Raw genomic sequence first — 23377 nt, forward strand, 5'->3', positions numbered from 1 at the left:
GATGGATGCTGGCCGCCCTGCTGGGTGGCCTTGTCTTGCTGGGGCTGGCGGTCTACGCCGGTACCCTGCTGGCTCGTCTCAAGCGTCAGCACGAGATGCAGCAACAGGCCATCGCGGCCCGCAATGAGCGTATCCTCGAGAGCGTCAGGGTGATCGCCCATGCGGTGCGGGACGGTCAGTGCGACTACTCGGAGGGGGCCATTCGCCTGACCAATCTGCTGGATGCCCTGCAGATTAAGGGCGGACGCGCCTTCACCGAGGAGTTCCCCGGTCTCTATGGTCTCTATGAGAAGGTGAAAGAGATGCCGACTCACGAGGCGAGACGGGCGCTCAAGCGCAATGAAGTGATGAGGATGGATCTCGAGCGCAGCGGCTATGAAGCCGAGCTGGAGGCGCAGATCCTCAAGGACGTCGCCCTGTTGAAGGACTTCCAGTTAAGCCGTTGATATAAAAGAAAGAGGAAGCAAGCGTGCAAGTAGAACAGATTGTGTGGGACCAGGCCCTGATCGAGAAATACAACTACAGTGGCCCGCGTTATACCTCCTATCCCACTGCGCTGGAGTTCAACGAAGGGTTCGGTTATCCGGATTTCGTCCACGCCGCCGGCCAGTACCCGACCCGCAATTTGTCGCTCTACGTGCACATCCCCTTCTGCCACAAGCTCTGTTACTACTGCGGCTGCAACAAGGTGATCACCCGTCATCAGCACAAGGCCGATCAGTATCTCGACTTCCTCGAGCAGGAGATCAAGGCCCAGGCCCCGCTGTTCAAGCACCGGCTGGTGACCCAGCTGCATTGGGGCGGCGGCACCCCGACCTATCTGAACGAAGCCCAGACCCGGCGCCTGATGGCCATGCTGCGGGAACACTTCCAGTTTGCAGGCGAAGGGGAGATCAGCATCGAAGTGGATCCGCGGGAGATCGAACTCTCCATGCTGGATGTGCTGCGAGAGGTGGGCTTCAACCGCATCAGCCTCGGCGTGCAGGACTTCAACAAGCAGGTCCAGATCGCGGTCAATCGGGAGCAGGACAACGACTTCATCCGCGCCATGCTGGAGCGCGCCCGTGCGTTGGGCTTCCGCTCCACCAACCTCGATCTGATTTATGGCCTTCCCCACCAGAACCGGGACAGCTTCCATCACACCCTGGAAGAGGTGCTCAAAACCGATCCGGCCCGTCTCTCCATCTTCAACTATGCCCATCTGCCGAGCCGCTTCGCCGCCCAGCACAAGTTGAAAGAGGCGGACATGCCGGCTCCTCGCGAGAAGCTGGCCATGCTGCAGGACACCATCGCCTTCCTCACCGGCCAGGGTTACCAGTTCATCGGCATGGATCACTTCGCCAAGCCGGACGACGAACTGGCGGTGGCCCAGCGGGAAGGCAAGCTGCACCGCAACTTCCAGGGGTACACCACCCAGGGGGATTGCGACCTGCTGGGTCTGGGGGTCTCCTCCATCAGCATGATCGGCGACGCCTACTCCCAGAACCAGAAGGATCTCAAGGCCTACTACGCCCAGGTGGACGAGCTGGGTCATGCCCAGTGGAAGGGGTGCTCCCTCAATCAGGATGACCTGATCCGCCGGGAGGTGATCAAGCGCCTCATCTGTGACTTCTCCCTGAACTTCGCTGCCGTCGAGCAGGCCCACGGCCTGGTGTTCAAGGAGTATTTCGCCGAGGATCTCAAGCTGCTGCAGACCTTCATCGACGATGGCCTGGTGCGCATGACGGCCGAGGGGCTGGAGGTGGTCTCCACCGGTCAGCTGCTCATTCGCAACATCTGCATGTGTTTCGACGTCTACCTGCGCAGCAAGGCGCGTCAGCAGCAGTTCTCCCGGGTGATCTGAATCGTTCGATTGCCGGACAATAAAAAAACCGCCGAGAGGCGGTTTCTTTATTGGGTCGGGATGCCGACTAGCCTTGGCGGCGGGCAGCCCGGGCGCTCAGTTCGGCCTTCTCGGCGTCGCTCAGGAAGGCCAGTGTCAGACCATTGCGCTGCGCGGTGCGAATTTCTTCCGCACTCATGCCGGCGGTAGGGGCTGCGACCTCGTATTCGTAGGGCAGATCTATGCCTTCAACAGCAGGATCGTCGGTGTTGAGACAGGCCAGTACGCCGGCGGCCAGGAACTGGCGGATCGGGTGATCGCCGAGGCTCGCCACCGTGGTGGTCTGCAGGTTGGAGGTGAGGCAGGATTCGATGCCGATGCGGTGCTCCGCCAGGTAGGCCATCAGGGCCGGATCCTGGATCGCCTTGACGCCGTGGCCGATGCGCTCGGCGCCGAGCTCCCGGATGGCCTGCCACATGCTCTCGGGGCCTGCGGCTTCACCGGCGTGCACGGTAACCCGCATGCCCGCATCCCGCACCTTGCGGAAGTGGTCGGTGAACAGGTTGCCAGGGAAGCCCAGCTCATCCCCCGCCAGATCGACGGCGACCAGCTGATCCCGGTGGGCCAGGCAGGCTTCCAGTTCGACTCGGCACTGCTCGGTGCCGAAGGTGCGACTCATGATGCCGATGAGGTTGGTCTTGATGCCAAAATCGCGGCTGCCGGCGGCCACGCCATCGATGACGGCCTCCACCACGCCCTGGGGGTGCAGCTTGTGGGCCATGGCCATGTAGGCCGGGCTGAAACGCAGCTCGGCATAGTCGATGCCGGCGCGCAGCAGATCTTCCACGTTCTCGTAGGCCACCCGACGGCAGGCATCGTAGTCGGCCAGCACGGCCACGCCCCAGTCCAGCTTTTTCAGGAAGGCGACCAGGCTCGGTTCGTTCTCGACGATCTGCACGTGGGGGCGCAGCGCCTCCAGCTCGGTGGCGGGCAGCTGAATGTTGTGCTGTCTACCCAGCTCGAGAATGGTCTGTGGGCGAATGTTGCCGTCCAGATGGCGGTGCAGGTCGGTCAGGGGGAGGGATCTGTCAATCATGGTGGCGCCTTCTGCGAGTCGGGTTGGAAAGCCTGCCATTCTAGGCAGGACTCCTGAAAAAGATACCCCGTTTGCAGGCAAACGGGGTACTGGGCGGGCATATATTCATCAAGGCGTGATGGGAATCGTTTTCCCCTGAGGCTCAGGGAATATCGAGCTCCTTGAGCTTGCGGGTCAGGGTGTTGCGACCCCAGCCGAGCAGGCGGGCTGCCTCCTGCTTGTGACCGCGAGTGTGTTCCAGTGCCGTCTCCAGCATGATCCGCTCGAACTGGGGCAGGGCGTCGGCCAGGATGTCGGTCTCCCCCAGCGCCAACTTGCCAGCCACCCAATCCTGCAACTGTTGCTGCCAGCCACCGGCGAGGGCGGGTTGCCCCGGCTCTGCCGTGCTGGTGACCGGGGTCAGCAGTTCGGGAGGGAGATCGCTCACCAGCACCTCCTGACCCGAGGCCATCACGGTCAGCCAGCGGCAGACGTTCTCCAGCTGGCGCACGTTGCCCGGCCAGGGCAGGCGGCTGACATAGGCCTGGGTGTCCGGATGCAGGCTCTTGGCCTCCACGTTCAGCTCCTTGGCCGCTCGCAACAGGAAGTGCTGGGCGAGTTGGGGAATGTCTTCGCGCCGCTCCTTGAGGGCCGGGATGTGAATGCGAATGACGTTGAGGCGATGGAACAAATCCTCCCGAAACTCGCCGTCGGCCACCCGCTTCTCCAGATTTTGGTGGGTGGCGGCGATGATCCGCACGTCCACCTGCACCGGCTGGTGACCGCCGACCCGGTAGAACTGCCCATCCGCCAGTACCCGCAGCAGCCGGGTCTGTACCTCGAGGGGCATGTCCCCTATCTCGTCGAGAAACAGGGTGCCGCCATCGGCCTGCTCGAAGCGGCCGTGACGGATGTTGTTGGCACCGGTGAAGGCCCCCTTCTCATGGCCGAACAGCTCGGATTCGATGAGATCTTTGGGGATGGCCGCCATGTTGAGTGCGATGAAGTTCTTGTGGGAGCGGGGGCTGTGCTTGTGCAGGGCATGGGCGACCAGCTCCTTGCCGGTACCACTTTGACCGTTGATGAGCACCGAGATGCTGGAGCGTGACAGTCGGCCGATGGCGCGAAACACCTCCTGCATGGCGGGGGCCTCGCCGATGATCTCCGGGCTGTTGCCGGGCTCCTGCTGACGACCCTTGCGTTTGGTACGCTGCTCCTTGAGGTGATTCTCGGCGCGGCGTACCAGGCTGACGGCCTCGTCGATGTCGAAGGGCTTGGGCAGGTACTCGAAGGCGCCGCGCTGGTAGGCGTTGACCGCACTGTCCAAGTCCGAGTGGGCGGTCATGATGATGATGGGCAGATCCGCCTGACGGCGATGGATCTGCTCCAGCAGGCTGAGACCATCGATGCCGGGCATGCGAATGTCGGAGAGGATGACGTCGGGCGAGCGCATCTCCAGGGAGCTCAGCAGGGCTTCACCATCGGCAAAACTCTCGCAATCGAAGCCTTCGCTGCCCAGGGTGCGCTCCAGGACCCACCGGATGGAGCTGTCGTCATCGACGATCCACACTTTTGCTGTCATGAGGTTCCCTTATTTGCGAAGCGGTAGATAGATGGTGAATTCGGTATGGCCGGGCCAGCTGATGCAGTCGATGCGCCCCTTGTGCTGATCGATCAGGTTCTGGGCGATGGAGAGGCCAAGCCCCGTCCCTCCCTCCTTGCCGGTGATCATGGGGTAGAAGAGGGTGTCGCGGATGGCATCGGGAATGCCGGGGCCGTTGTCGATGATCTTGATCTCCGCCGCCAGCCGGTAGCGCTGGCCGTGGATGGTGATCTGGAAGGCGGTGCGAGTCTTGATGCGGATGAGCCCGGTCTGCTCCCCCAGCGCCTCGGCGGCGTTGCGCACTATGTTGAGGAAGGCCTGCTGCAGCTGATCCGCCTCCATCTCGAATTCCGGAATGCTGGGATCGTAGTCCCGCTCGATCCGGATCTGGGGAGGCAGCTCCAGATCCACCAGGCGGCGCACCTGTTCCAGCACCGAGTGCACATTGTGCATCTGGTGGCGGCCGGGCCGCTGGGGGCCGAGCAGGCGATCGACCAAGGCCCGCAGCCGGTCGGCCTGCTCGATGATGATGCCGGTATATTCCCGCAAGGCGGGATCCGGCAGCTCCTTTTGCAGCAACTGGGCGGCGCCGCGCAAGCCACCGAGGGGATTCTTGATCTCGTGGGCCAGACCGCGCACCAGCTCCTTGGCCGCCTGCTGCTGGGCATGTTGCTGCAGCTCCTGGCTTATCTTCTTCTGCTGATCGATCTTGCGCAGCTCCACCACCATCAGCCGCTGTTCACCGCTGCCCTGGGTGTCGGCCATGGGGCTGACGCTGATCTCCACCAGCCTGGGTTCCCCTTCCACCACCAGGGTCACTTCGCTGTCGGTGAAGCCTTGCCCCGAAATGAGGCACTGTTTGAATCGCTGCAGATCGAGGGAGATGTGTTCGAGCAGATAGGGCAGCTCTATGCCGATCAGGCGCCGCTCGCTGAGGGAGAGCAGCTGCTCTGCCGCCGGGTTGACGAATTGAATGCAGAGCCGCTCGTCCATCAGGATGACGGCGGTCAGCAGGTTGTCCAAGAGTGTCTTGGCGTTGTCCGAGCGGGTTGGCACTGGTTTCTCCCTAAAACGGTGCTGCTCACCGATTATGCACCGATATGGTGCATTGAGTTTACCCGCATCGGTGCATCACATCACCCCTAATCCGCTTTGGGGGTGGCCTTGGGAGCCGGATCCACCGTGGTTCTGTGCAGGTAAAAGGTGGTTGGCTTGGATTTAGCAAGGATCGTACCGTCTTTGGCGAGCAGCTCGAGCTGCGCCTGATGGGCGCCGCGATCGAGGTTCTCCACCCGGATTGCCAGGCTGTTATGGACCAGGGGGACGGCCTTGCCGTTGAGCAGCAGGCGCAGATCGAACTGTACCGGTGCCTGGGGATTGACCTCGGCCTGGAAGACGATGTTGCCCGTGTTGTCACGCAGGGTACTGCCTGGCTCGGGGGAGAGCAGCTCGACAGACAGCGTGGCGGCCGCCTGTGCCTTCTTGTCATCAACCCCGGTCAGATGATTGAAGTTGTCTACCTGCACCGAGTGGGGGGCGGTGCCGATGAGGGGGGAGACCCGAAGATCCAGCTCCTTGGCACTCTTGCCGGGAGGGGGAGCATCGGTGTAGTGGGTCACGCCGTTGGCATCGACCCAGGAGTAGACCCTGGCAGCCTGGGCGGCGAAAGGCAGCATCAGCAAGAGGCTCAGCATCCATGGCACTGTGTTCATCCATCTCTCCTTGACGGGGTTCAGCTTAATCCTATCAGAGAAAAAACGGCCAGACCGATTGTCGGAAATATGGGGCGGATATCGATCGATGGGCTGGCGGTTTCTTCCGTGAATGGCGCGTGTGCGGGCTGCCGGCCCACCATAAAAAAACCCGCCAGCTGGCGGGTTTTCATGTTGATGACGCAAGGACACCGATTAGACGGAGTAGTACAGCTCGAACTCCAGCGGGTGCGGGGTCATGCGTACGCGATCCACGTCCTGCTGCTTCAGCTCCAGGTAGGAGTTGATGAAGTCATCGCTGAACACGCCACCACGGGTCAGGAACTCGCGGTCTGCGTCCAGGGCAGACAGGGCTTCGTCCAGAGAGCCGGCAACGGTCGGCACTTCGGCGGCTTCTTCCGGCGGCAGGTCATACAAGTTCTTGTCCATGGCATCGCCCGGATGGATCTTGTTGATGATACCGTCCAGGCCGGCCATCAGCTGGGCGGCGAAGGCCAGGTAGGGGTTGGCTGCCGGATCCGGGAAGCGAACCTCGATGCGACGGGCTTTCGGGCTCGGCACCACCGGAATACGGATGGAGGCAGAGCGGTTGCGGGCGGAGTAGGCCAGCATGACCGGGGCTTCGTAGCCTGGTACCAGACGCTTGTAGGAGTTGGTGGTCGGGTTGGCGAAGGCGTTGATGGCCTTGGCGTGCTTGATGATGCCGCCGATGTAGTGCAGCGCCATCTCGGACAGACCGCCGTACAGGTCGCCGGCGAACAGGTTGACGCCGTTCTTGGCCAGGGACTGGTGGCAGTGCATGCCGGAGCCGTTGTCACCGAACATGGGTTTGGGCATGAAGGTAACGGTCTTGTTGTAGGCGTGGGCCACGTTGTGGATCACGTACTTCAGCACCTGCACTTCGTCCGCTTTCAGAGTCAGAGTGTTGAAGCGGGTCGCGATCTCGTTCTGACCGGCGGTCGCCACTTCATGGTGGTGCGCTTCGACCACCTGGCCCATCTCTTCCAGCACCAGACACATGGCGGCACGGATATCCTGGGAGGAGTCAACCGGTGCAACCGGGAAGTAACCACCCTTGACGAAGGGACGGTGACCCTTGTTGCCGTGCTCGTAGTCGGTACCGGAGTTCCAGGCAGCTTCTTCGGATTCGATCTTCACGAAGCTGTGGCCCATGGTGTTGGAGAAGGTGATGTTGTCGAACATGAAGAATTCCGGCTCCGGCCCGAACAGCACGGTGTCAGCGATGCCGCTGGACTTCAGGAAATCTTCGGCGCGCTTGGCGATGGAGCGCGGATCGCGGTCGTAGCCTTGCATGGTGGCGGGCTCGAGCACGTCACAGACGATGTTCAGGGTGGTCTCTTCAGTGAAGGGATCCAGCTTGGCGGAGGCCGGGTCCGGCATCAGCACCATGTCAGACTCATTGATGCCCTTCCAGCCGCCGATGGAGGAACCATCGAACATCTTGCCATCTTCGAAGAAGTCTTCATCGACCTGATGGGAAGGAATGGATACGTGCTGTTCTTTACCCTTGGTGTCGGTAAAGCGCAGATCAACAAACTTGACTTCGTGTTCCTGGATCAGGGCCAAAACGTTCTGGGCTGACATGCTAAGTAACCTCCGGTGTTAAAACTCTTTGGGTGAATGCGTCGTCATATTCACATAAGCCAGTATCGTGCCAAGTTTGTGACAGCTTGATTTCAGGGCATTTGCACCGTTTCAGGCTGTCGGGTCACCCGCTCTCGTGCAGTGTTGCGCCTCATAGTGGTGCAACCTTGGATCCTTTTGGTGCACCAATATGGTGCGCCAGCGTTCCAACCCCCATCTAAGCAGGCTTTTCAAACGGGGTCTATGATCCTGATCCCCTGTCGTGCACGAATGGTCTGCAATTCTGCTAGGCAGATCACAAAGGCGAGAGTACAATTAGCGCCCAATTTTACCCGGTGATTTGAGGCGAGAATGTTAGAGAATTTACGCAATATTGCGATTATTGCGCACGTTGACCACGGCAAAACGACTCTGGTTGATAAGCTGCTGCAGCAATCCGGCACTCTGGATCGCACCAGCGAAGGTCAGGAACGGATCATGGACTCCAATGATCTGGAACGGGAACGTGGCATCACCATTCTCGCCAAGAACACTGCGATCCGCTGGAACGACTACCGCATCAACATCGTTGATACCCCGGGTCACGCCGACTTCGGTGGTGAAGTTGAGCGCGTACTGTCCATGGTTGACTCCGTGCTGCTGCTGGTCGACGCCGTCGACGGCCCGATGCCGCAAACCCGTTTCGTGACCCAGAAGGCGTTCGCCCAGGGCCTGAAGCCGATCGTGGTCATCAACAAGATCGACCGTCCGGGTGCTCGTCCTGACTGGGTAATGGATCAGGTATTCGACCTGTTTGACAACCTGGGTGCCACCGATGAGCAGCTGGACTTCAAGGTTGTTTACGCCTCTGCACTGAACGGCTGGGCCACCATGGATCAGGACGTGCCGTCCGAGAACATGGAACCCCTGTTCCAGGCCATCGTCGACAACGTGGAAGCCCCCAAGGCTGACGCAGACGGTGGTTTCCAGATGCAGATCTCCCAGCTGGACTACAACTCCTACGTCGGTGTCATCGGTATCGGCCGTATCACCCGTGGTCGCGTCAAGACCAACCAACAGGTCACCATCGTCGGTGCCAACGGCAAGAGCCGTACCGGCAAGGTCGGTCAGGTGCTGGGTTACCTGGGTCTGTCCCGTACCGAAGTGGCCGACGCGCAAGCGGGCGACATCATCGCCATCACCGGTCTGGGCGAGCTGAAGATCTCCGACACCGTCTGTGACAACAACGCCGTCGAAGCCCTGCCGCCGCTCTCCGTTGACGAGCCGACCGTGAACATGACCTTCCAGGTGAACACCTCCCCGTTCGCCGGTAAAGAAGGCAAGTTCGTGACTTCCCGCAACATCCTGGAGCGTCTGAACCAGGAGCTGGTCCACAACGTGGCCCTGCGCGTGGAAGAGACCGAAGATCCGGACAAGTTCCGCGTCTCCGGCCGTGGTGAACTGCACCTGTCCATCCTGATCGAAAACATGCGTCGCGAAGGTTACGAGCTGGCCGTATCCCGTCCGGAAGTTATCCTGCGCACCGTTGACGGCGTTCTGCAAGAACCGTTCGAAACCGTGACTGTCGACGTGGAAGAGATCCACCAGGGTTCCGTGATGGAGCAACTCGGCCTGCGTAAGGGCGAGATGACCAACATGACCCCGGATGGCAAGGGCCGTGTCCGCCTGGACTTCATGATCCCGAGCCGTGGTCTGATCGGCTTCCAGACCGAGTTCCTGACCATGACCTCAGGTACCGGCCTGCTGTACCACACCTTCGACCACTACGGTCCGCACAAGGGTGGCAGCATCGGTGAGCGTCAGAACGGCGTGCTGATCTCCAACGCCACCGGCAAGGCTCTGACCTTCGCCCTGTTCGGCCTGCAAGACCGCGGTCGTCTGTTCATCGGTCACGCGACCGAGGTGTACGAAGGCCAGGTGATCGGGATCCACTCCCGCTCCAACGACCTGACCGTCAACTGCCTGAAGGGCAAACAGCTGACCAACATGCGTGCCTCCGGTACCGACGAAGCCCAGGTGCTGACTCCGCCGATCCGCATGACCCTGGAACAGGCCCTCGAGTTCATCGACAACGACGAGCTGGTCGAGATCACCCCCAAGGCGATCCGTATCCGTAAGAAGTTGCTGACCGAGATGGATCGCAAGCGCGCCGGTCGTGCTTGATAGCTGTTCATCGACAGACCAAAGAGAGGCCTTATGGCCTCTTTTTTTATGGGCGCTTGCCCGGGTGCGAGCCACGCTGACGGGTCAGGGCTGCACGCAGGTGGCCAAATGGCCACCCTATCTGACACAATATCGGCATGATGAATTGTTCGAGAATTGCGATGTTGCAGAAAATCCGTGGCCGTCTGGGCCATGCCGTTTCCTTCTTGCGCCACGATGGTGGCCACTTCGCCCAGTTTGTCTGGGGCCGTTTCCAACAGGACAGGTTGACCGTCACCGCGGGCTACCTGGCCTATGTCACTCTGCTCTCCCTGGTGCCCATGATCGCCGTGGTGTTCGGCATGATGTCCGCCTTTCCGGTGTTCCAGAGCCTGAAGCAGGGGATAGAGCAGTTCGTCTATCACAACTTCGTGCCCACCGCCGGTGAGATGCTCAAGGAGTACATCGACGGCTTCGTGGCCAATGCCACCAACACCACGGCGGTGGGGATTGGCGCCCTGATCGTGGTGGCCCTGATGCTGATCTCGGCCATCGACAAGAACCTCAACTACATCTGGCGCTCGACCCAGAACCGGCCCCTGGCCCAGGCCTTCGCCATGTACTGGATGATCCTGACCCTGGGCCCGGTGCTCATCGGTGCCAGCCTCGCCATCTCCTCTTATATCTTGTCCCTCAAGCTGTTCTCCGGTGACAGCCTGTTCGGCATCGGTTTCCTGCTGCTGCGCAGCCTGCCGTTCCTGTTCTCCGTGCTCACCTTCCTGCTGATCTATACGGTGGTGCCGAACTGCAAGGTGCGGTTGACCCACGCCTTCATCGGCGCCCTGGTGGCGGCCACCCTGTTCGAGCTGGCCAAGCGTGGTTTTGCCATCTATATCACCAACTTCCCCTCCTATCAGGCCATCTACGGGGCGCTGGCGACCATTCCTATCTTGTTCGTATGGGTCTATCTGAGCTGGCTGGTGATACTGCTCGGTGCCGAGACCACCGCCTGCCTCGGTGAATATGAGAAGCCAGGGGCCGAGGAGCTGGGTTGAGTTGCGCCAGGGTCCATCCGGCGGGAGGAGATGCGCAAGGCTGATGTGACATTGGCCTGCGCCCATCGCTTATTGCTACCATCAACGACCGCCTTCGGGCGGTCGTTCGTTTCTGACAAGACAAAGGAGTTGCGGGTGATTGCATTGATCCAACGGGTTGCCGAGGCCAGCGTGACGGTGGACGGCGAGGTGGTGGGCGCCATCGAGGGGGGCCTGCTGGTGCTGCTCGGGGTCGAGCAGGGGGATGATGAGGCCAAGGCCGACAAGCTGCTGCACAAGGTGAGCGGCTATCGCATCTTCTCCGACGAGAACGGCAAGATGAACCTCAACGTCGGTCAGGCCGGCGGCAGCCTGCTGGTGGTCTCCCAGTTCACCCTGGCGGCGGATACCGGCAAGGGGATGCGGCCGAGCTTCTCCGGCGGCGCGCACCCGGTGGAGGCGGAGCGTCTTTATGACTATTTCGTGGACAAGGCGCGAAAGAGCGGTCTGCCGACCGAGAGCGGCCGTTTTGCCGCCGACATGAAGGTGCGGCTGCTCAATGACGGCCCCGTGACCTTCTGGCTGCAGGTCTGATAGCTACCTTTCATGCTGCCAAAGACTGTTTTTATGGCGTTTTGTATGGCAGAAAATCGCTGTGCAATACATAACCACTGCCTGCCAGGGGGCGATCCCGGCTTGTCGGTACGTTTTCAGCCCCTATGAGCCGTGATGGGGCTCGCGGGTAGTGTGCAGGATGACATTGCGGTAGCCGGGCACGGCATGCAGCTCGGTGGGACCGACCCACTCCCTCGCCAGCCGCAGGGCCTGCGCCTGTTCGAGCTGGGTGCGTGGCAGCAGGTTGATGATGAGGGTGCCCGCGAGGCGCTGGGCCAGGGCCTGGTAGAGGGGCGCCTGGAACAGCAGCAGGGGGTTGCCGTCCTGACTGAACAGATCCAGCAGCACCAGATCGTAGCGCTCCTGATGCTGGAGCAGGAAGTGGAGTGCATCGGCCTGGTGCAGCCGGGGAGCTCGCAGGGCCGAGGGTTGAAAGAATTGCTGGAACAGGGTAAGGATCTCGGCGTCCAGATCCACGCAATCGTGTTCGGCCTCGGGCCAGCGGGCCGCCAGATGGCGGGTGAGATCGCCGCCGCCGAGGCCCAGCTCCAGGATCCGGTTCGCCCGTTCGGGCAGGTGTACGGCAATGCTGCGTTGATGGGGCAGACAGAGGCGTTCTGGCTGGGCGAGGCTCATGGCCGACTGCACCACGCCGTCCATTTCCAGCCAGCGATGCTGACCATTTTCCAGGATGCTGAGGCGGCGCTCGGGTTTGACACTGAGGTGCAATAAGTGATCGGCTTGGTACGCTTGCAGATTGAAGTCCATGAATTTGCACGGCAAGATGGTTTTCGACCAGTGTAACTCAAGGATGTATCTATGTACCGGGTGGTCACCCCCCAAACGGCAGCCGAGCCGGATGTTTACTACCAGTGGCGCTGGGAGGCATTGGTGCGCAAGCCCTTCATTCTGCCCTGCGGCGCTAACTCAAGGATCGCTTTATGTACCGGGTAGTCACCCCCCAAACGGCAGCCGAGCTGGATGCTTACTACCAACTGCGCTGGGAGCTGCTGCGCAAGCCCTTCAATCTGCCCATCGGCTCCGAGCGGGACGAATATGACACCGTCGCCATCCACCGTCTGATGCTGGCGGAAGACGACACCCCCATCGCCGTTGGCCGCCTGTTCGTCGGGGGGGACGAGGCCCAGATCCGCTTCATGGCATTGCGCCCCGAGTACCGGGGCCAGGGACTCGGGGCCCGCATGGTGGAAGACCTCGAGCAGCTCGCCCGGGACGAGAAGGTGAAGCGGCTGGTGATGAACGCCCGCCAGGAGGCGGTCGAGTTTTACCGTCGCTGCGGTTTTCTGGAGGTGGGGGAAGGCCCCGTCTCCTTTGGCCGCATCCCTCATCGGCAGATGATCAAGTCCCTGAGTCCTTTGCAGACCATCCAGTACCGATCGGAGTGGTGTCAGGATCTCACCACCCGCTGGTCGAGGGGCATCCCCATCAGCGAGAAGATGGGTGTCCACATCACCCATTACGACGGGCAGACCTTCCACCTCAAGGCCAACCTGGCGGCCAACCTCAATGTTCACGACACCATGTTCGCCGGCAGCATTTACAGCCAGTGCGTGCTGGCGGGGTGGGGCCTCATCTGGTTGCAGCTCAAGGAGGCCGGACTGGGCGGTGACATAGTGCTGGCGGAGGGGAACATCAAATATTACCGTCCGGTGAGCGAGGAGCCGGAAGCCAGGGTGGCCCGCGAGGGGATGCCCGCGGTGCTGGATCCCCTCAAGAACAAGGAGTCTGCCAAGTTCAGCCTGAGGGTGCAGCTGTTCAGCGGCCGCAAGCTGGCGGTGGAGTTTTCCGGTCAGTATGTGGTGCAACCCATCAAGCGGGCTGGCCAGTAGATGGATCTTGCCGACCTGCTGACGACAAGGCCTCATGATGAGGCCTTGTTCGTTTATGGCGTTGGTTGGGGCGCCGGTTTGGGCTGGGCCGGACGCCAGAGCGGGCTGCTGTTGCCCTGGGCCGGGTAGCGAACCCCGGGCTCCCAGCCGCAGGTGTTCTGCCCGGTGGGGAAGTGCCACTCCAGAGTCGGGTCATCGAGGGGGCCGCGCCACTGGGCCAGCAGCTCGGCACAGCGCTGCTTGTTCAGCACCCCGAGATCCAGCTGCCACTCGCTCTTGGCAAGATCCAGCCCGCCCTGCAGGGCGAGCAGGTGGGTGATGGTGGAAGCGCCGGCCTGCTCGACGGTCACCTTGCCCTGCTCGGCCTTGGCCTGCAGTGTGATGTGGTAGAAGGGGGTATCCCCTCTTTGCAGCGCCTGCCACAGCGCCTCTGGCGTCATGGCGGGTGCCTGGGGTTCCTTGAACCACTCATCCAGCAGGGGGTCTATCCCCACCTTGTCCCAGAAGGGATCCCTGGCATCCAGGCTCAGGCTGCCCTGCAGGGTGCTGCGCCAGCTGTCCGGGGTCTCCCCTGTCACGGCCTGCAGATCGGCGCTGATGTCCAGCTTGCCCGCCACCGAGAGGGGGGAGGGCTTGTCCGGATGGAGCAAGCTGTTCCACTGCTCCATGTCCAGCTGCTTGCCCTGCAGTTGCAGCCGGCTGCTCTGGCCCGGTTCCTTGCCCCATTGGCCGCTCAGGGTGAGGGAGCCCTCGTCAGGCAGGGTGGTCGAGAGGCGGTTGAGTTGCCAGGAGCTGGGGGTCAGCTCCCCATCCAGCTCGCCGTTGCGGGCACTGAGGCCGTCCCACACCAGTTCGAACCATTTGCTCTCCACCCGGGTGCGGCCGAGCAGGGGGCCCGGCTGATTGCCCCGCAGGCTGAGATCGGTCAGGTAAAACTGCCAGCCGGTCAGGGAGAGTGGCAGCGCATCGTCGAAGGAGAGCACCTTGAGCTTGTCGAAGGTGAGCTTGCGCACGTCGATCTGCTGGGGGCGCCAGCCTTGCCAATCCTGCCACCAACCGTCTGGCAGGCTGATGTCCATGGCGCTCAGGCTCATCTCCTTGAGGGTGAGCCGCTGCAGGTCCGGGTCCAACGCCAGCTCCAGATTGAACTCCCCCTCATAGGCCTTGCCCTGCAATTCAGCATCGTATTGCTGGGGCGAGAAGGCGAGCCGTCCCTTGATCGCCTCCAGCTGGAACAGGCCGCGACCGAAGTCCGCCAGGGTGCCGATGAGGTAGCCGCTGGGACGATGGCCGGCCTGCCAGTCGAAGGCGGTCAGCTGGCCGTTGAAGTTGTTGAAGGCGATCTCCTGGTTGATGGCATTGACGTTGAGCTGCTCGAACTGGCCCTTGTCCAGGCTTATCTTGCGCAGGGGGAAGTTGCCTTGTGGGATATCGCCGAGCTCGACTCGCATGGCGCGCGCCTTGAGATCGTGCAGTCGCAGGCTGCGAGCAGGCCAGTCGAGCACCATGCCGGTTGCAAGCCCGCCGTCGAACAGGCTGGCGGTGAGCTTGTCGGTGCTGAGCACCTGGGCTTCCAGTCGCCCCGTCAGGTTGAGGCGAGCCAGGGTGAACTGGGGCACTTCCAGCTGATTGATGGCCAGGGTCAGATTGGCCTGGGGCTGGCGTTTAGGATCGATCAGTTCCCAGTCGCTCAGAGTGGCGCTCAGGCCACGCAGGGTCAGCTCCGGACTCAGCAAGCTGAGATTGTCGACGGTGCTGTCGCTGATGGTGAGGGTGCGCACCGGCAGGGTGGGCAGCTGGTTGGGGAGCGGCAGCTTGATGACGGGGCGGATGAGATCCAGGTGGGCGATGCGCACGTCCCGGTTCAGCCAGTCGATGTTGTCTATCTCCAGATAGATCTTGTCGAGCTGCACCGCATCTCCGTAGTGCACCTGCTCCGCCAGCAGGGTGTAGGGATGGAGCGGATTGAACACCAGCCGGCCTATGCTGACCGGCACCCCGGTCTGCTGGCTCAGCCAGTCGGCGATGGGGCCCTTGGCACGATCGGCATCGAACAGGCCAAGCCCCATCCAGACGAAGAGCAACAGGAAGGCAAAGAGATAGAGCAGGGCGCGTAGCCAGGAATTCATCGGTGCTTTTCTCCTGTTTCTATGGGCCGGTCAGGCGTTGGCATAGTGAGCCTGCAGGTCAAACCGGTGACGGATCAGGCATTGGAATAGTGATCCCGCAAGCCGAGCCAGCGCCGGATCAAGGGTTCGACATGGCTCGGGTGCTTGTCCATCAGGAAGCGAGCCATCTTCTGCACCTGGGGGATCAGCGGCTGGTCCCGCACCAGGTCGGCAATCTTGAGATCCGCCAGCCCGGTCTGGCGAGTGCCGAGCAGTTCTCCCGGCCCGCGCAGCTCCAGATCCCGCTGGGCGATGAGGAAACCGTCGTTGGTCTCGCGCAGCACCCCGAGCCGGCTCTGGGCCGTCTTGGAGAGCGGGGCGTGATAGAGCAGCACGCAGTGGGAGGCCACCGATCCCCGCCCGACACGGCCGCGCAGCTGGTGCAACTGGGCCAGCCCGAGTCGCTCCGGGTTCTCGATGATCATCAGGCTGGCGTTCGGCACATCCACCCCCACCTCGATGACGGTGGTGGCGACCAGCAGTTGCAGGATGCCTGCCTTGAACTCCTCCATCACCCGCTGCTTCTCGACGGGACGCATGCGGCCATGTACCAGGCCGATATGCAGACCGGGCAATCGGGTTTGCAGTTCGGTGGCGGTATCCTCGGCGGCCTGGCATTCCAGCGCCTCGGACTCCTCGATCAGGGTGCAGACCCAGTAAGCCTGCTTGCCCTCCTCGCAGGCCAGCCTGACCCGTTCTATCACATCGTCCCGGCGGCTGTCCGGCAGGGCGACCGTGGTGATGGGGGTGCGGCCCGGCGGCAGCTCATCGATGATGGAGGTATCGAGATCCGCATAGGCGGTCATCGCCAGAGTGCGGGGGATGGGGGTGGCGGTCATGATCAGCTGATGGGGGTGTACCCCCTCCCGTTCCCCTTTCTCCCGCAGGGCGAGGCGCTGGTGCACCCCGAATCTGTGCTGTTCGTCGATGATGACCAGAGCCAGTCGCTGGAACACCACCTGCTCCTGGAAGATGGCGTGGGTGCCCACCACCATCTTGACGCTGCCGTCGGCAATGGCGGCGAGCGCCTCTTCCCGCGCCTTGCCCTTCTGCTTGCCAGCCAGCCAGCCGACCTTGATGCCGAGCGGTGCCAGCCAGTTGGCGAAGTTGATGGCATGCTGCTCCGCCAGCAGCTCGGTCGGGGCCATCAGCCCCACCTGGCAGCCGTTGCCGATGGCCTGCAGGGCGGCGAGCGCCGCGACCAGCGTCTTGCCGGAGCCCACGTCTCCCTGCACCAACCGCATCATGGGGTAGGGGCGCTGCAAGTCCTGGCTTATCTCCGCCACCACCCGGTTCTGGGCCCCGGTCGGTTTGAACGGCAGGGCGCCGAGCAGTTGCCTGATCAGGGTGGGAGCGGGCTTGAGGGCGCGGGCGAGCTGGGTCTGGGATTGGGCACGTACCTTCAATACCGAGAGGTTGTGGGCCAGCAGCTCTTCCAGCACCAGCCGCTGCTGGGCCGGATGCTGGCCGCTCTCCAGCAACGCCAGCGCCACCGAGGGAGGTGGGCGATGCAGCAGACGCAGGGCGGCGGCGAGTTCGATCTGATGGGGATAGAGGCCGGCAGGCAGCAGTTCGTCTACCCCGTAGAGGTCGAGCTGGGCCAGGGCCTGATCGGTGAGGCTGCGCAGGGTCAGCTGGCGCAAGCCTTCCGTGGTGGGATAGACGGGGGTGAGGGCATCCTCGGTCTGGCCGGCCTGCTCCTCGCCGAGCAGCTTGTACTCGGGGTGGGCCATCTCCAGCCCGTATTTGCCGGGTCTCACTTCGCCAAAGCAGCGGATCAACCTGCCCTGGCCCAGGCTGTTCTTCTGGGCGGCGGTGAAGTTGAAGAAGCGCAGGGTCAGGGTGCCGGTGCCATCGCTGATGCGGCATACCAGCATGCGGCGACGACCCATGACCAGCTGGGTATCCTGGATTTCACCCTCGACCGCGCCGTGCAGACCCGGCGGCAGATCGCCGATGGGCCACACCTGGGTGCGATCCTCGTAACGCAAGGGGAGGTGGAACAGCAGGTCCTGCACGGTGGCGAGTCCCAGCCGTTCGAGTTTCTCCAGCATCTTGCTGCCGACGCCCTTGAGGCTATCGAGGGAGATTTTATCCAATTTCATCAATTAGATGCCCGAAAACACTGTAAATATGTCCAGATGATAGGGGTTATTGATGTTGCGATGCAAGCCGCGTTGCTGTCGCAGAGATGCCGGCAGGGGGCGATGGCGGCAGGCCATGAATGACAAAGGCCCGCCGAAATCGGCAGGCCTTTGGGTGCATGGCTGTGCGCCTGGGATGCAGGCTTCACAGACGTTAGATGATGCGCTTGAGCAACAGGTGTGCCTTGACCCTGTGGATCCGGGCCAGCAGTTTGCGCACCTGATCCGGGTAATCCTGGATCTGCTCAATCTGGTCGAAGCGGCTGATGCGACGGGCATGGGTCAGGATGTTGTCCCGCTCCTCGGCGAAGCGCGCACGCAGATGGTGGTGCTGATCATGCACCAGCAGGCCGTTCTCCAGATCCAGTGCCCAGGCGCGGGGATTGAGGTTGTTGCCGGTGAGCAACGCCCACTCCTCGTCCACGAAGATCCCCTTGAGGTGATAGGAGTTCTTCTCGCAGCACCAGAGCATCAGGTTGAGGCGGCCGCTGTCAATGTGACGCTGGTTGCGCTCGGCAAACTTGCGCAGGTTGGTCTCGTACAGGTAGGGCAACCCACCGATGGTGGAGAACTTCTCCTCCGGCGGGATGAAGAAGTCGTTGGCCGTCTTGTCACCCACGACTATGGTCACCTTGCAACCGCGCTGGAGCAGTGCCTCCACATCCTTGTTCAACTCCTTGGGTGGGTTGAAGTAGGGGGTGCAGATGAAGATCTCCCGCTCCGTGGCCCGTACCAGGTTGCGGATCATCCGGTTGAGCTGGTTGCCGCGCTTGCCCAGGCCCGCCATGGGGGTGATGGCGATCTCCTGGCTGTTGGGCAGTATGGTTTCGAAGCGGTACTGGCTGGTACGCAGTGCCTGTTTGAAGCGACGGATCTGCCCTTTCAGCTGCTTGGCGCCGGGAATGCCGGTGCGATCCAGCCGCTGGACGGCGTCGCTGCGCAGGAAGACGTCATCCACATAGTTGACCATGCTGCGGGTCAGCGCCTGGCTGCGGATCTGGTGATAGCGATCGAAACGGTAGCGATCCTGCTGGTGCAGGTAGATGTCGTTCAGGCTGGCGCCCGAGTAGAGCAGCACATCGTCGAAGATGAAGCCCTTGAGGTGCAGCACCCCGAGCAGCTCGCGCCCCTTTACCGGCACTCCGTAAATTTCGATGGGGTGCTCGTGGCGCGCGGCCATCTCCTGATACAGCAGATGGTTGCCACCCTGCTTGCCCTTACCGATGAGCCCGCGCTGGGCGCGGTGGAAGTCGACGAAGACTTTGACATCGAGGGCCGGGTTGCGTTGCTTGGCGGCGTAGAGGGCGGAGAGGATCTCCCGTCCTGCCTCATCGTCTTGCAGGTAGAGGGCGATCAGATAGATACGCTGGGTCGCACCGGCGATGAGGGAGAGGATCCGGCTCTTGAATTCCTTGGCGCTGCTGAGTACCTGAAACTGATCGGCGGAGACCGCGATCTGGGGCAAACGTGTCAGCGACTGTCGATAATGTGCCGATGAATGCATAGAGAAACCTGATATCACGGGGTTAAGCGTTCCACTCGGGGCAATGAATAGGCGATTCTAACAACCTCACTCCCTCAGCCAAAGTAAAAGAATCATCAAGAAGCTGAAAAAGGCCTCACAACGGAGGCCTTTTCGAGGGGAGATCGCCTTACAGGAAACTGTAGATGATCATCGCCACGATCCCGCCCGTGGTCCCAATGATGGTTTCCATCACGGTCCAGGTTTGCAGGGTCTGCTTCTCGCTGAGGCCGAGGTAGCGGTTGGCCAGCCAGAAGCCGGAGTCGTTGACGTGGGACAGCACGATGGCGCCGCCACCGATGGCGATGGTGATGGTGGCCAGCTGGGCACCGCTCAGGCCGAGGGGTTCCAGCATCGGCAGCACCAGGCCGCAGGCGGTCAGCATGGCGACGGTGGCCGAGCCCTGGATGACCCGCACCGCGGCGGCCAGGATGAAGGCCAGCGCGACGATGGGCAGGCCGGAGTCCGCCAGGGTATTGCCGAGGGCGGCGCCGACACCGGAGTCCACCAGTACCTGCTTGAACACGCCACCGGCACCGGTCACCAGGATGATGACGCCGGCAGGCTGGATGGCGCTGTTGCAGATGTTCATCACCTCGTCACGGGACATGCCGCGACGCACCCCCAGCAGATAGAAGGCGGCCAGACAGGCGACCATGATGGCGGTGAAGGGGTGGCCGATGAACTCCAGCCAGTCGTGCAAGGTGGAACCTGCCTCCACGAAGCGGCTGACGATGGTCTTGAGGCCGATCAACAGCAGCGGCAGGCCGATGAGGCCCATGGCCAGCCCGAAGGAGGGCAGGGTCTTGCTGTCGTCGTGCACGCTGTTCTGGGCATCGGCGGGGAGGGGGACATCCACCACCTTGCTGATCAGCTGGCCAAACAGCGGGCCCGCCAGGATCATGGCCGGAATGGCGGCGATGAGGCCGAACAGGATCATGTAACCGAAGTCGGCACCCAGCTGGGAGGCCACCAGGATGGGGCCGGGCGCCGGGATCAGGAAGGCCTGGCAGGTGGCGATGCCCGCCAGCAGGGCGATGCCGATCTTCACCACGCTGCCGCCGCCACGGCGGACGATGGCGAAGGCGACGCCGATCAGCAGCACCACGGCCACGTCGAAGAACAGGGGCAGGGCGCAGACAAAGCCGGTGAGGGTCATGGCCCAGCTGGCGCGCTTGACGCCGAAGGTGCCGAGCAGGGTGTGGGCAACCCGGTCGAGGGCACCGGTCACTTCCATCACCTTGCCGAACATGGCGCCAAGGGCCACGACCACGGCAACGAAGCCGAGAGTGCCCCCCATCCCTTTCTGGATGGTGGTGGCGATCTCGGCCGGGTTCATGCCGGCGGCGAGGCCGGCGACCATGGAGACCAAGATGAGGGAGACGACGGCGTGCAGGCGGGCCTTCATCACCAGAAAGAGCAGCAGCACGATGGAGCCGGCGGCCGTCATGATCAGGGAGAGGTCTGACATTGTTATGCGTTCCTTATTCCAAGTTCGATTGCGATAGCCTGGCGCGCGTTATCCAAGCATATCTACATGATTTGTTTATATTTATTGTTTTATCTCTGCCCCATGCCACTGGCCGGGCGCCGAGACTGTTCAGTCTGTGGCAGACTTCACATTTTTCGTTGTTACCGGTAACATGTTACCGGTAACGTGGTAAGTTAAAACCCATCAACGACACGTTTTTTGAAAAATGAGATAGAGGTCAAACAATGGCGGGCAAGAGCATTATCGTGATGGGTGTGTGTGGTAGCGGCAAATCCAGCGTCGGCCTTCGGGTGGCTGAAATCCTCGGTGCCAAGTTCATCGACGGTGATGACCTGCACCCCCGCGCCAATATCCAGAAGATGGCGGGGGGCAATCCCCTCAACGACGAGGACCGCGCCCCCTGGCTTGAGCGGATCCGTGATGCGGCCTACAGCCTGGAGCAGAAGAACGAGGTGGGCGTGATCGTCTGCTCCGCCCTCAAGCGCCAGTACCGGGATCAGATCCGCGACGGCAACGAATCTGTGCACTTCCTGTTCCTCGACGGCGACCAGCCCCTGATCCTGGAACGGATGCGTGCCCGCAAGGGCCACTTCATGCGAGAGAGCATGGTACAAAGCCAGTTTGATACTCTGGAGCGCCCAGATGGCGAGGCCGGGGTATTCCACATCGATATAGACGGGACCTTCGATCAGGTGGTCGATCGGGCCGTCACGGCACTGGAGCAGGCCCTGTGAGCCGCCCCCTGATCCCGGCGGTTGCCGACCGCCGACCCATGATTTCACCGGAGCAAGCGTCATGATCCATCCCGTGATCCAGGCGGTCACCGACCGTATCCGCGAGCGCAGCCGTACTCGCCGCGCCGCCTTCCAGGCCCGCATCCAACGCCAGGCCGAGCAGGGCAAGACCCGTGCCGCCCTGGCCTGCGGCAACCTTGCCCATGCCGTGGCGGCGTCCAGCTGCGACGAGAAGGGCCGCATCCTCGACATGACCCGGGCGAATGTCGGCATCGTCACCGCCTACAACGACATGCTGAGCGCCCATCAGCCCTATCAGGGCTATCCGGATCAGATCAAGGCGGTGCTGGCCGAGCTCGGCCACAGCGCCCAGGTGGCCGGCGGCGTGCCTGCCATGTGCGATGGCGTCACCCAGGGCCAGCCGGGAATGGACATGTCCCTCTTCTCCCGGGATCTCATCGCCCAGGCGACGGCGCTCTCTCTGTCCCACAACACCTTCGATGCGACCCTGCTGCTCGGCATCTGCGACAAGATAGCCCCGGGCCAGATCATGGGGGCGCTCTCCCATGCCCACCTGCCCACCGCCTTCGTCCCTGCCGGCCCCATGGCCAGCGGCATCAGCAACGACGAGAAGGTCAAGGTGCGCCAGCAGTACGCCGCCGGCGAAGTGGGCCGTGACGCCCTGCTGCAGATGGAGTGTGGTGCCTATCACTCGGCCGGTACCTGCACCTTCTACGGCACCGCCAACACCAACCAGCTGGTATTCGAGGCCATGGGCCTGATGCTGCCGGGCTCTGCCTTCGTGCATCCCCACAGCGCGCTGCGCCAGGCCCTGACCGCCGAGGCGGCTCGCCGTATCAGCGCCATGATCCCCGGCTCCCCGGCCTACCGCCCCCTGATCACTGTGCTGGACGAGCGCTCCCTGGTGAACGGTCTGGTGGCCCTGCTCGCCTCCGGCGGCAGCACCAACCACAGCATCCACATGGTGGCGCTGGCCCGCGCCGCCGGTCTGGAGCTGACCTGGGATGATCTGAGCGATCTCTCCGACGTGGTGCCGCTCTTGGTGCGCATGTACCCGAACGGCCCGGCGGACGTGAACGCCTTCGAGCAGGCCGGCGCCGTGCCCGGTCTGATGCGCCGGTTGGCGCAAGGCAACCTGATCCATCTGGATGCCACCCCGACCTTCGGCGAGATGCAGGACTACCTCAGTCGCCCGCAGCTGGTGGATGGCAAGCTGGTGTGGCAACCGGTGGGCGAGAGCACGGATCCGAGTGTCCTCTCTCCTTCCGGCTCAGTGTTCCAGGTCACCGGTGGCACCAAGCTGCTGGCGGGTAACCTGGGCCGCGCCGTGGTCAAGGTCTCTGCGGTGGCGCCGGAATATCGCGTCATCGAGGCCCCGGCCCGGGTCTTCTCCTCCCAGCACACGGTGGAAGCGGCCTACAAGGCTGGCGAGCTCAATCAGGATGCGGTCATCGTGGTGCGCCACAACGGCCCGGCCGCCAACGGCATGCCGGAGCTGCACAAGCTGATGCCGGTGCTCGGCAACCTGCAAAAGGCGGGTCACAAGGTGGCGCTGGTCACCGATGGCCGCCTGTCCGGGGCTTCCGGCAAGATCCCGGCCGCCATCCACGTCACTCCGGAGGCACTGCACGGCGGGGCCATCGGCCTGCTGCGTGATGGCGACATGCTGCGGGTGGATGCCGAAACCGGTACTCTGGATTGCCTGACCGACCTGAGTGGTCGCAGCCAGGCCGAGATTGACCTGACCCTGGAGCAAGAGGGCTGGGGTCGTGAACTGTTCAGCGTGATGCGTCGCGCGGTATCGAGCGCCGAGTGTGGCGCCACCATCTTTGACTGAG

The 23377-nt window shown here is 62.5% G+C and carries 18 protein-coding genes; 8 read left to right on the forward strand and 10 right to left on the reverse strand.

Annotated elements, in window-relative coordinates:
• The first annotated feature begins 5 nt into the window (after positions 1-5).
• Together VZC39_RS01030 and hemN are read left to right on the forward strand one after the other, a co-directional pair.
• Entirely contained in the window at positions 6-446 is a 441-nt protein-coding gene (locus VZC39_RS01030) for a DUF2489 domain-containing protein (protein ID WP_349922333.1), read from the forward strand.
• A gap of 23 nt (positions 447-469) precedes the next feature.
• Entirely contained in the window at positions 470-1843 is a 1374-nt protein-coding gene (gene hemN, locus VZC39_RS01035) for an oxygen-independent coproporphyrinogen III oxidase (protein ID WP_349920618.1), read from the forward strand.
• A gap of 67 nt (positions 1844-1910) precedes the next feature.
• On the opposite strand, the gene add is transcribed toward hemN, so the two are convergent.
• From add to glnA, 5 genes are all read right to left on the reverse strand, one after another.
• Positions 1911-2918 (reverse strand): adenosine deaminase, encoded by a 1008-nt coding sequence (gene add / locus VZC39_RS01040; RefSeq protein WP_349920619.1) that lies wholly within the window; start codon positions 2916-2918, stop codon positions 1911-1913.
• A gap of 142 nt (positions 2919-3060) precedes the next feature.
• Complete coding sequence (gene glnG, locus VZC39_RS01045) at positions 3061-4479, reverse strand: nitrogen regulation protein NR(I) (RefSeq protein WP_349920620.1); 1419 nt, start codon at positions 4477-4479, stop codon at positions 3061-3063.
• A gap of 9 nt (positions 4480-4488) precedes the next feature.
• Positions 4489-5556, reverse strand: a complete 1068-nt coding sequence (gene glnL / locus VZC39_RS01050) for a nitrogen regulation protein NR(II) (protein ID WP_349920621.1) — start codon at positions 5554-5556, stop codon at positions 4489-4491.
• 86 nt (positions 5557-5642) lie between these two features.
• Positions 5643-6212 (reverse strand): DUF4124 domain-containing protein, encoded by a 570-nt coding sequence (locus VZC39_RS01055; protein ID WP_349920622.1) that lies wholly within the window; start codon positions 6210-6212, stop codon positions 5643-5645.
• 195 nt (positions 6213-6407) lie between these two features.
• Positions 6408-7817: a glutamate--ammonia ligase gene (glnA, locus tag VZC39_RS01060; RefSeq protein WP_349920623.1), complete on the reverse strand. Its 1410-nt coding sequence runs from the start codon at positions 7815-7817 to the stop codon at positions 6408-6410.
• A 351-nt stretch (positions 7818-8168) separates the two neighbouring features.
• Between glnA and typA the strand changes: the two genes are divergently transcribed.
• The 3 genes from typA (at position 8169) to dtd (ending at position 11587) form a co-directional block, all read left to right on the forward strand.
• The gene (gene typA, locus VZC39_RS01065) at positions 8169-9980 is read left to right on the forward strand and encodes a translational GTPase TypA (RefSeq protein ID WP_349920624.1); all 1812 of its coding nucleotides are present in this window, start codon (positions 8169-8171) and stop codon (positions 9978-9980) included.
• A gap of 161 nt (positions 9981-10141) precedes the next feature.
• Positions 10142-11014, forward strand: coding sequence for a virulence factor BrkB family protein (locus VZC39_RS01070; protein ID WP_349920625.1), 873 nt, complete (start codon positions 10142-10144; stop codon positions 11012-11014).
• A 135-nt stretch (positions 11015-11149) separates the two neighbouring features.
• Positions 11150-11587 carry a D-aminoacyl-tRNA deacylase gene (gene dtd / locus VZC39_RS01075; protein ID WP_434665053.1) on the forward strand — a complete coding sequence of 146 codons (438 nt, stop codon included), beginning with the start codon at positions 11150-11152 and terminating at the stop codon, positions 11585-11587.
• A gap of 123 nt (positions 11588-11710) precedes the next feature.
• On the opposite strand, the gene VZC39_RS01080 is transcribed toward dtd, so the two are convergent.
• Positions 11711-12376 (reverse strand): spermidine synthase, encoded by a 666-nt coding sequence (locus VZC39_RS01080; RefSeq protein WP_434665056.1) that lies wholly within the window; start codon positions 12374-12376, stop codon positions 11711-11713.
• A gap of 173 nt (positions 12377-12549) precedes the next feature.
• On the opposite strand from VZC39_RS01080, the gene VZC39_RS01085 reads away from it, so the two are divergent.
• Positions 12550-13458: a bifunctional GNAT family N-acetyltransferase/hotdog fold thioesterase gene (locus tag VZC39_RS01085; protein ID WP_349920628.1), complete on the forward strand. Its 909-nt coding sequence runs from the start codon at positions 12550-12552 to the stop codon at positions 13456-13458.
• A 53-nt stretch (positions 13459-13511) separates the two neighbouring features.
• Here VZC39_RS01085 and VZC39_RS01090 read toward each other — a convergent pair whose 3' ends face one another.
• From VZC39_RS01090 to gntU, 4 genes are all read right to left on the reverse strand, one after another.
• Entirely contained in the window at positions 13512-15587 is a 2076-nt protein-coding gene (locus VZC39_RS01090; RefSeq protein WP_434665059.1) for a membrane assembly protein AsmA, read from the reverse strand.
• 74 nt (positions 15588-15661) lie between these two features.
• A complete protein-coding gene (gene recG / locus VZC39_RS01095; RefSeq protein WP_434665062.1) occupies positions 15662-17731 on the reverse strand; it encodes an ATP-dependent DNA helicase RecG in 2070 nt (689 codons plus the stop codon).
• Between the two features lie 193 nt (positions 17732-17924).
• A complete protein-coding gene (pssA, locus tag VZC39_RS01100; protein ID WP_349920631.1) occupies positions 17925-19274 on the reverse strand; it encodes a CDP-diacylglycerol--serine O-phosphatidyltransferase in 1350 nt (449 codons plus the stop codon).
• 148 nt (positions 19275-19422) lie between these two features.
• Entirely contained in the window at positions 19423-20763 is a 1341-nt protein-coding gene (gntU, locus tag VZC39_RS01105; protein ID WP_349920632.1) for a gluconate transporter, read from the reverse strand.
• A gap of 245 nt (positions 20764-21008) precedes the next feature.
• On the opposite strand from gntU, the gene VZC39_RS01110 reads away from it, so the two are divergent.
• Entirely contained in the window at positions 21009-21518 is a 510-nt protein-coding gene (locus tag VZC39_RS01110) for a gluconokinase (RefSeq protein WP_434665067.1), read from the forward strand.
• Positions 21519-21579: 61 nt separating this feature from the next.
• Positions 21580-23376 (forward strand): phosphogluconate dehydratase, encoded by a 1797-nt coding sequence (gene edd / locus VZC39_RS01115; RefSeq protein WP_434665069.1) that lies wholly within the window; start codon positions 21580-21582, stop codon positions 23374-23376.
• The last annotated feature ends 1 nt before the right edge of the window (position 23377 follow it).

The organism is Aeromonas sp. NJAU223 (assembly GCF_051125555.1).
In the GTDB taxonomy this organism is placed as follows: domain Bacteria; phylum Pseudomonadota; class Gammaproteobacteria; order Enterobacterales; family Aeromonadaceae; genus Aeromonas; species Aeromonas veronii_G.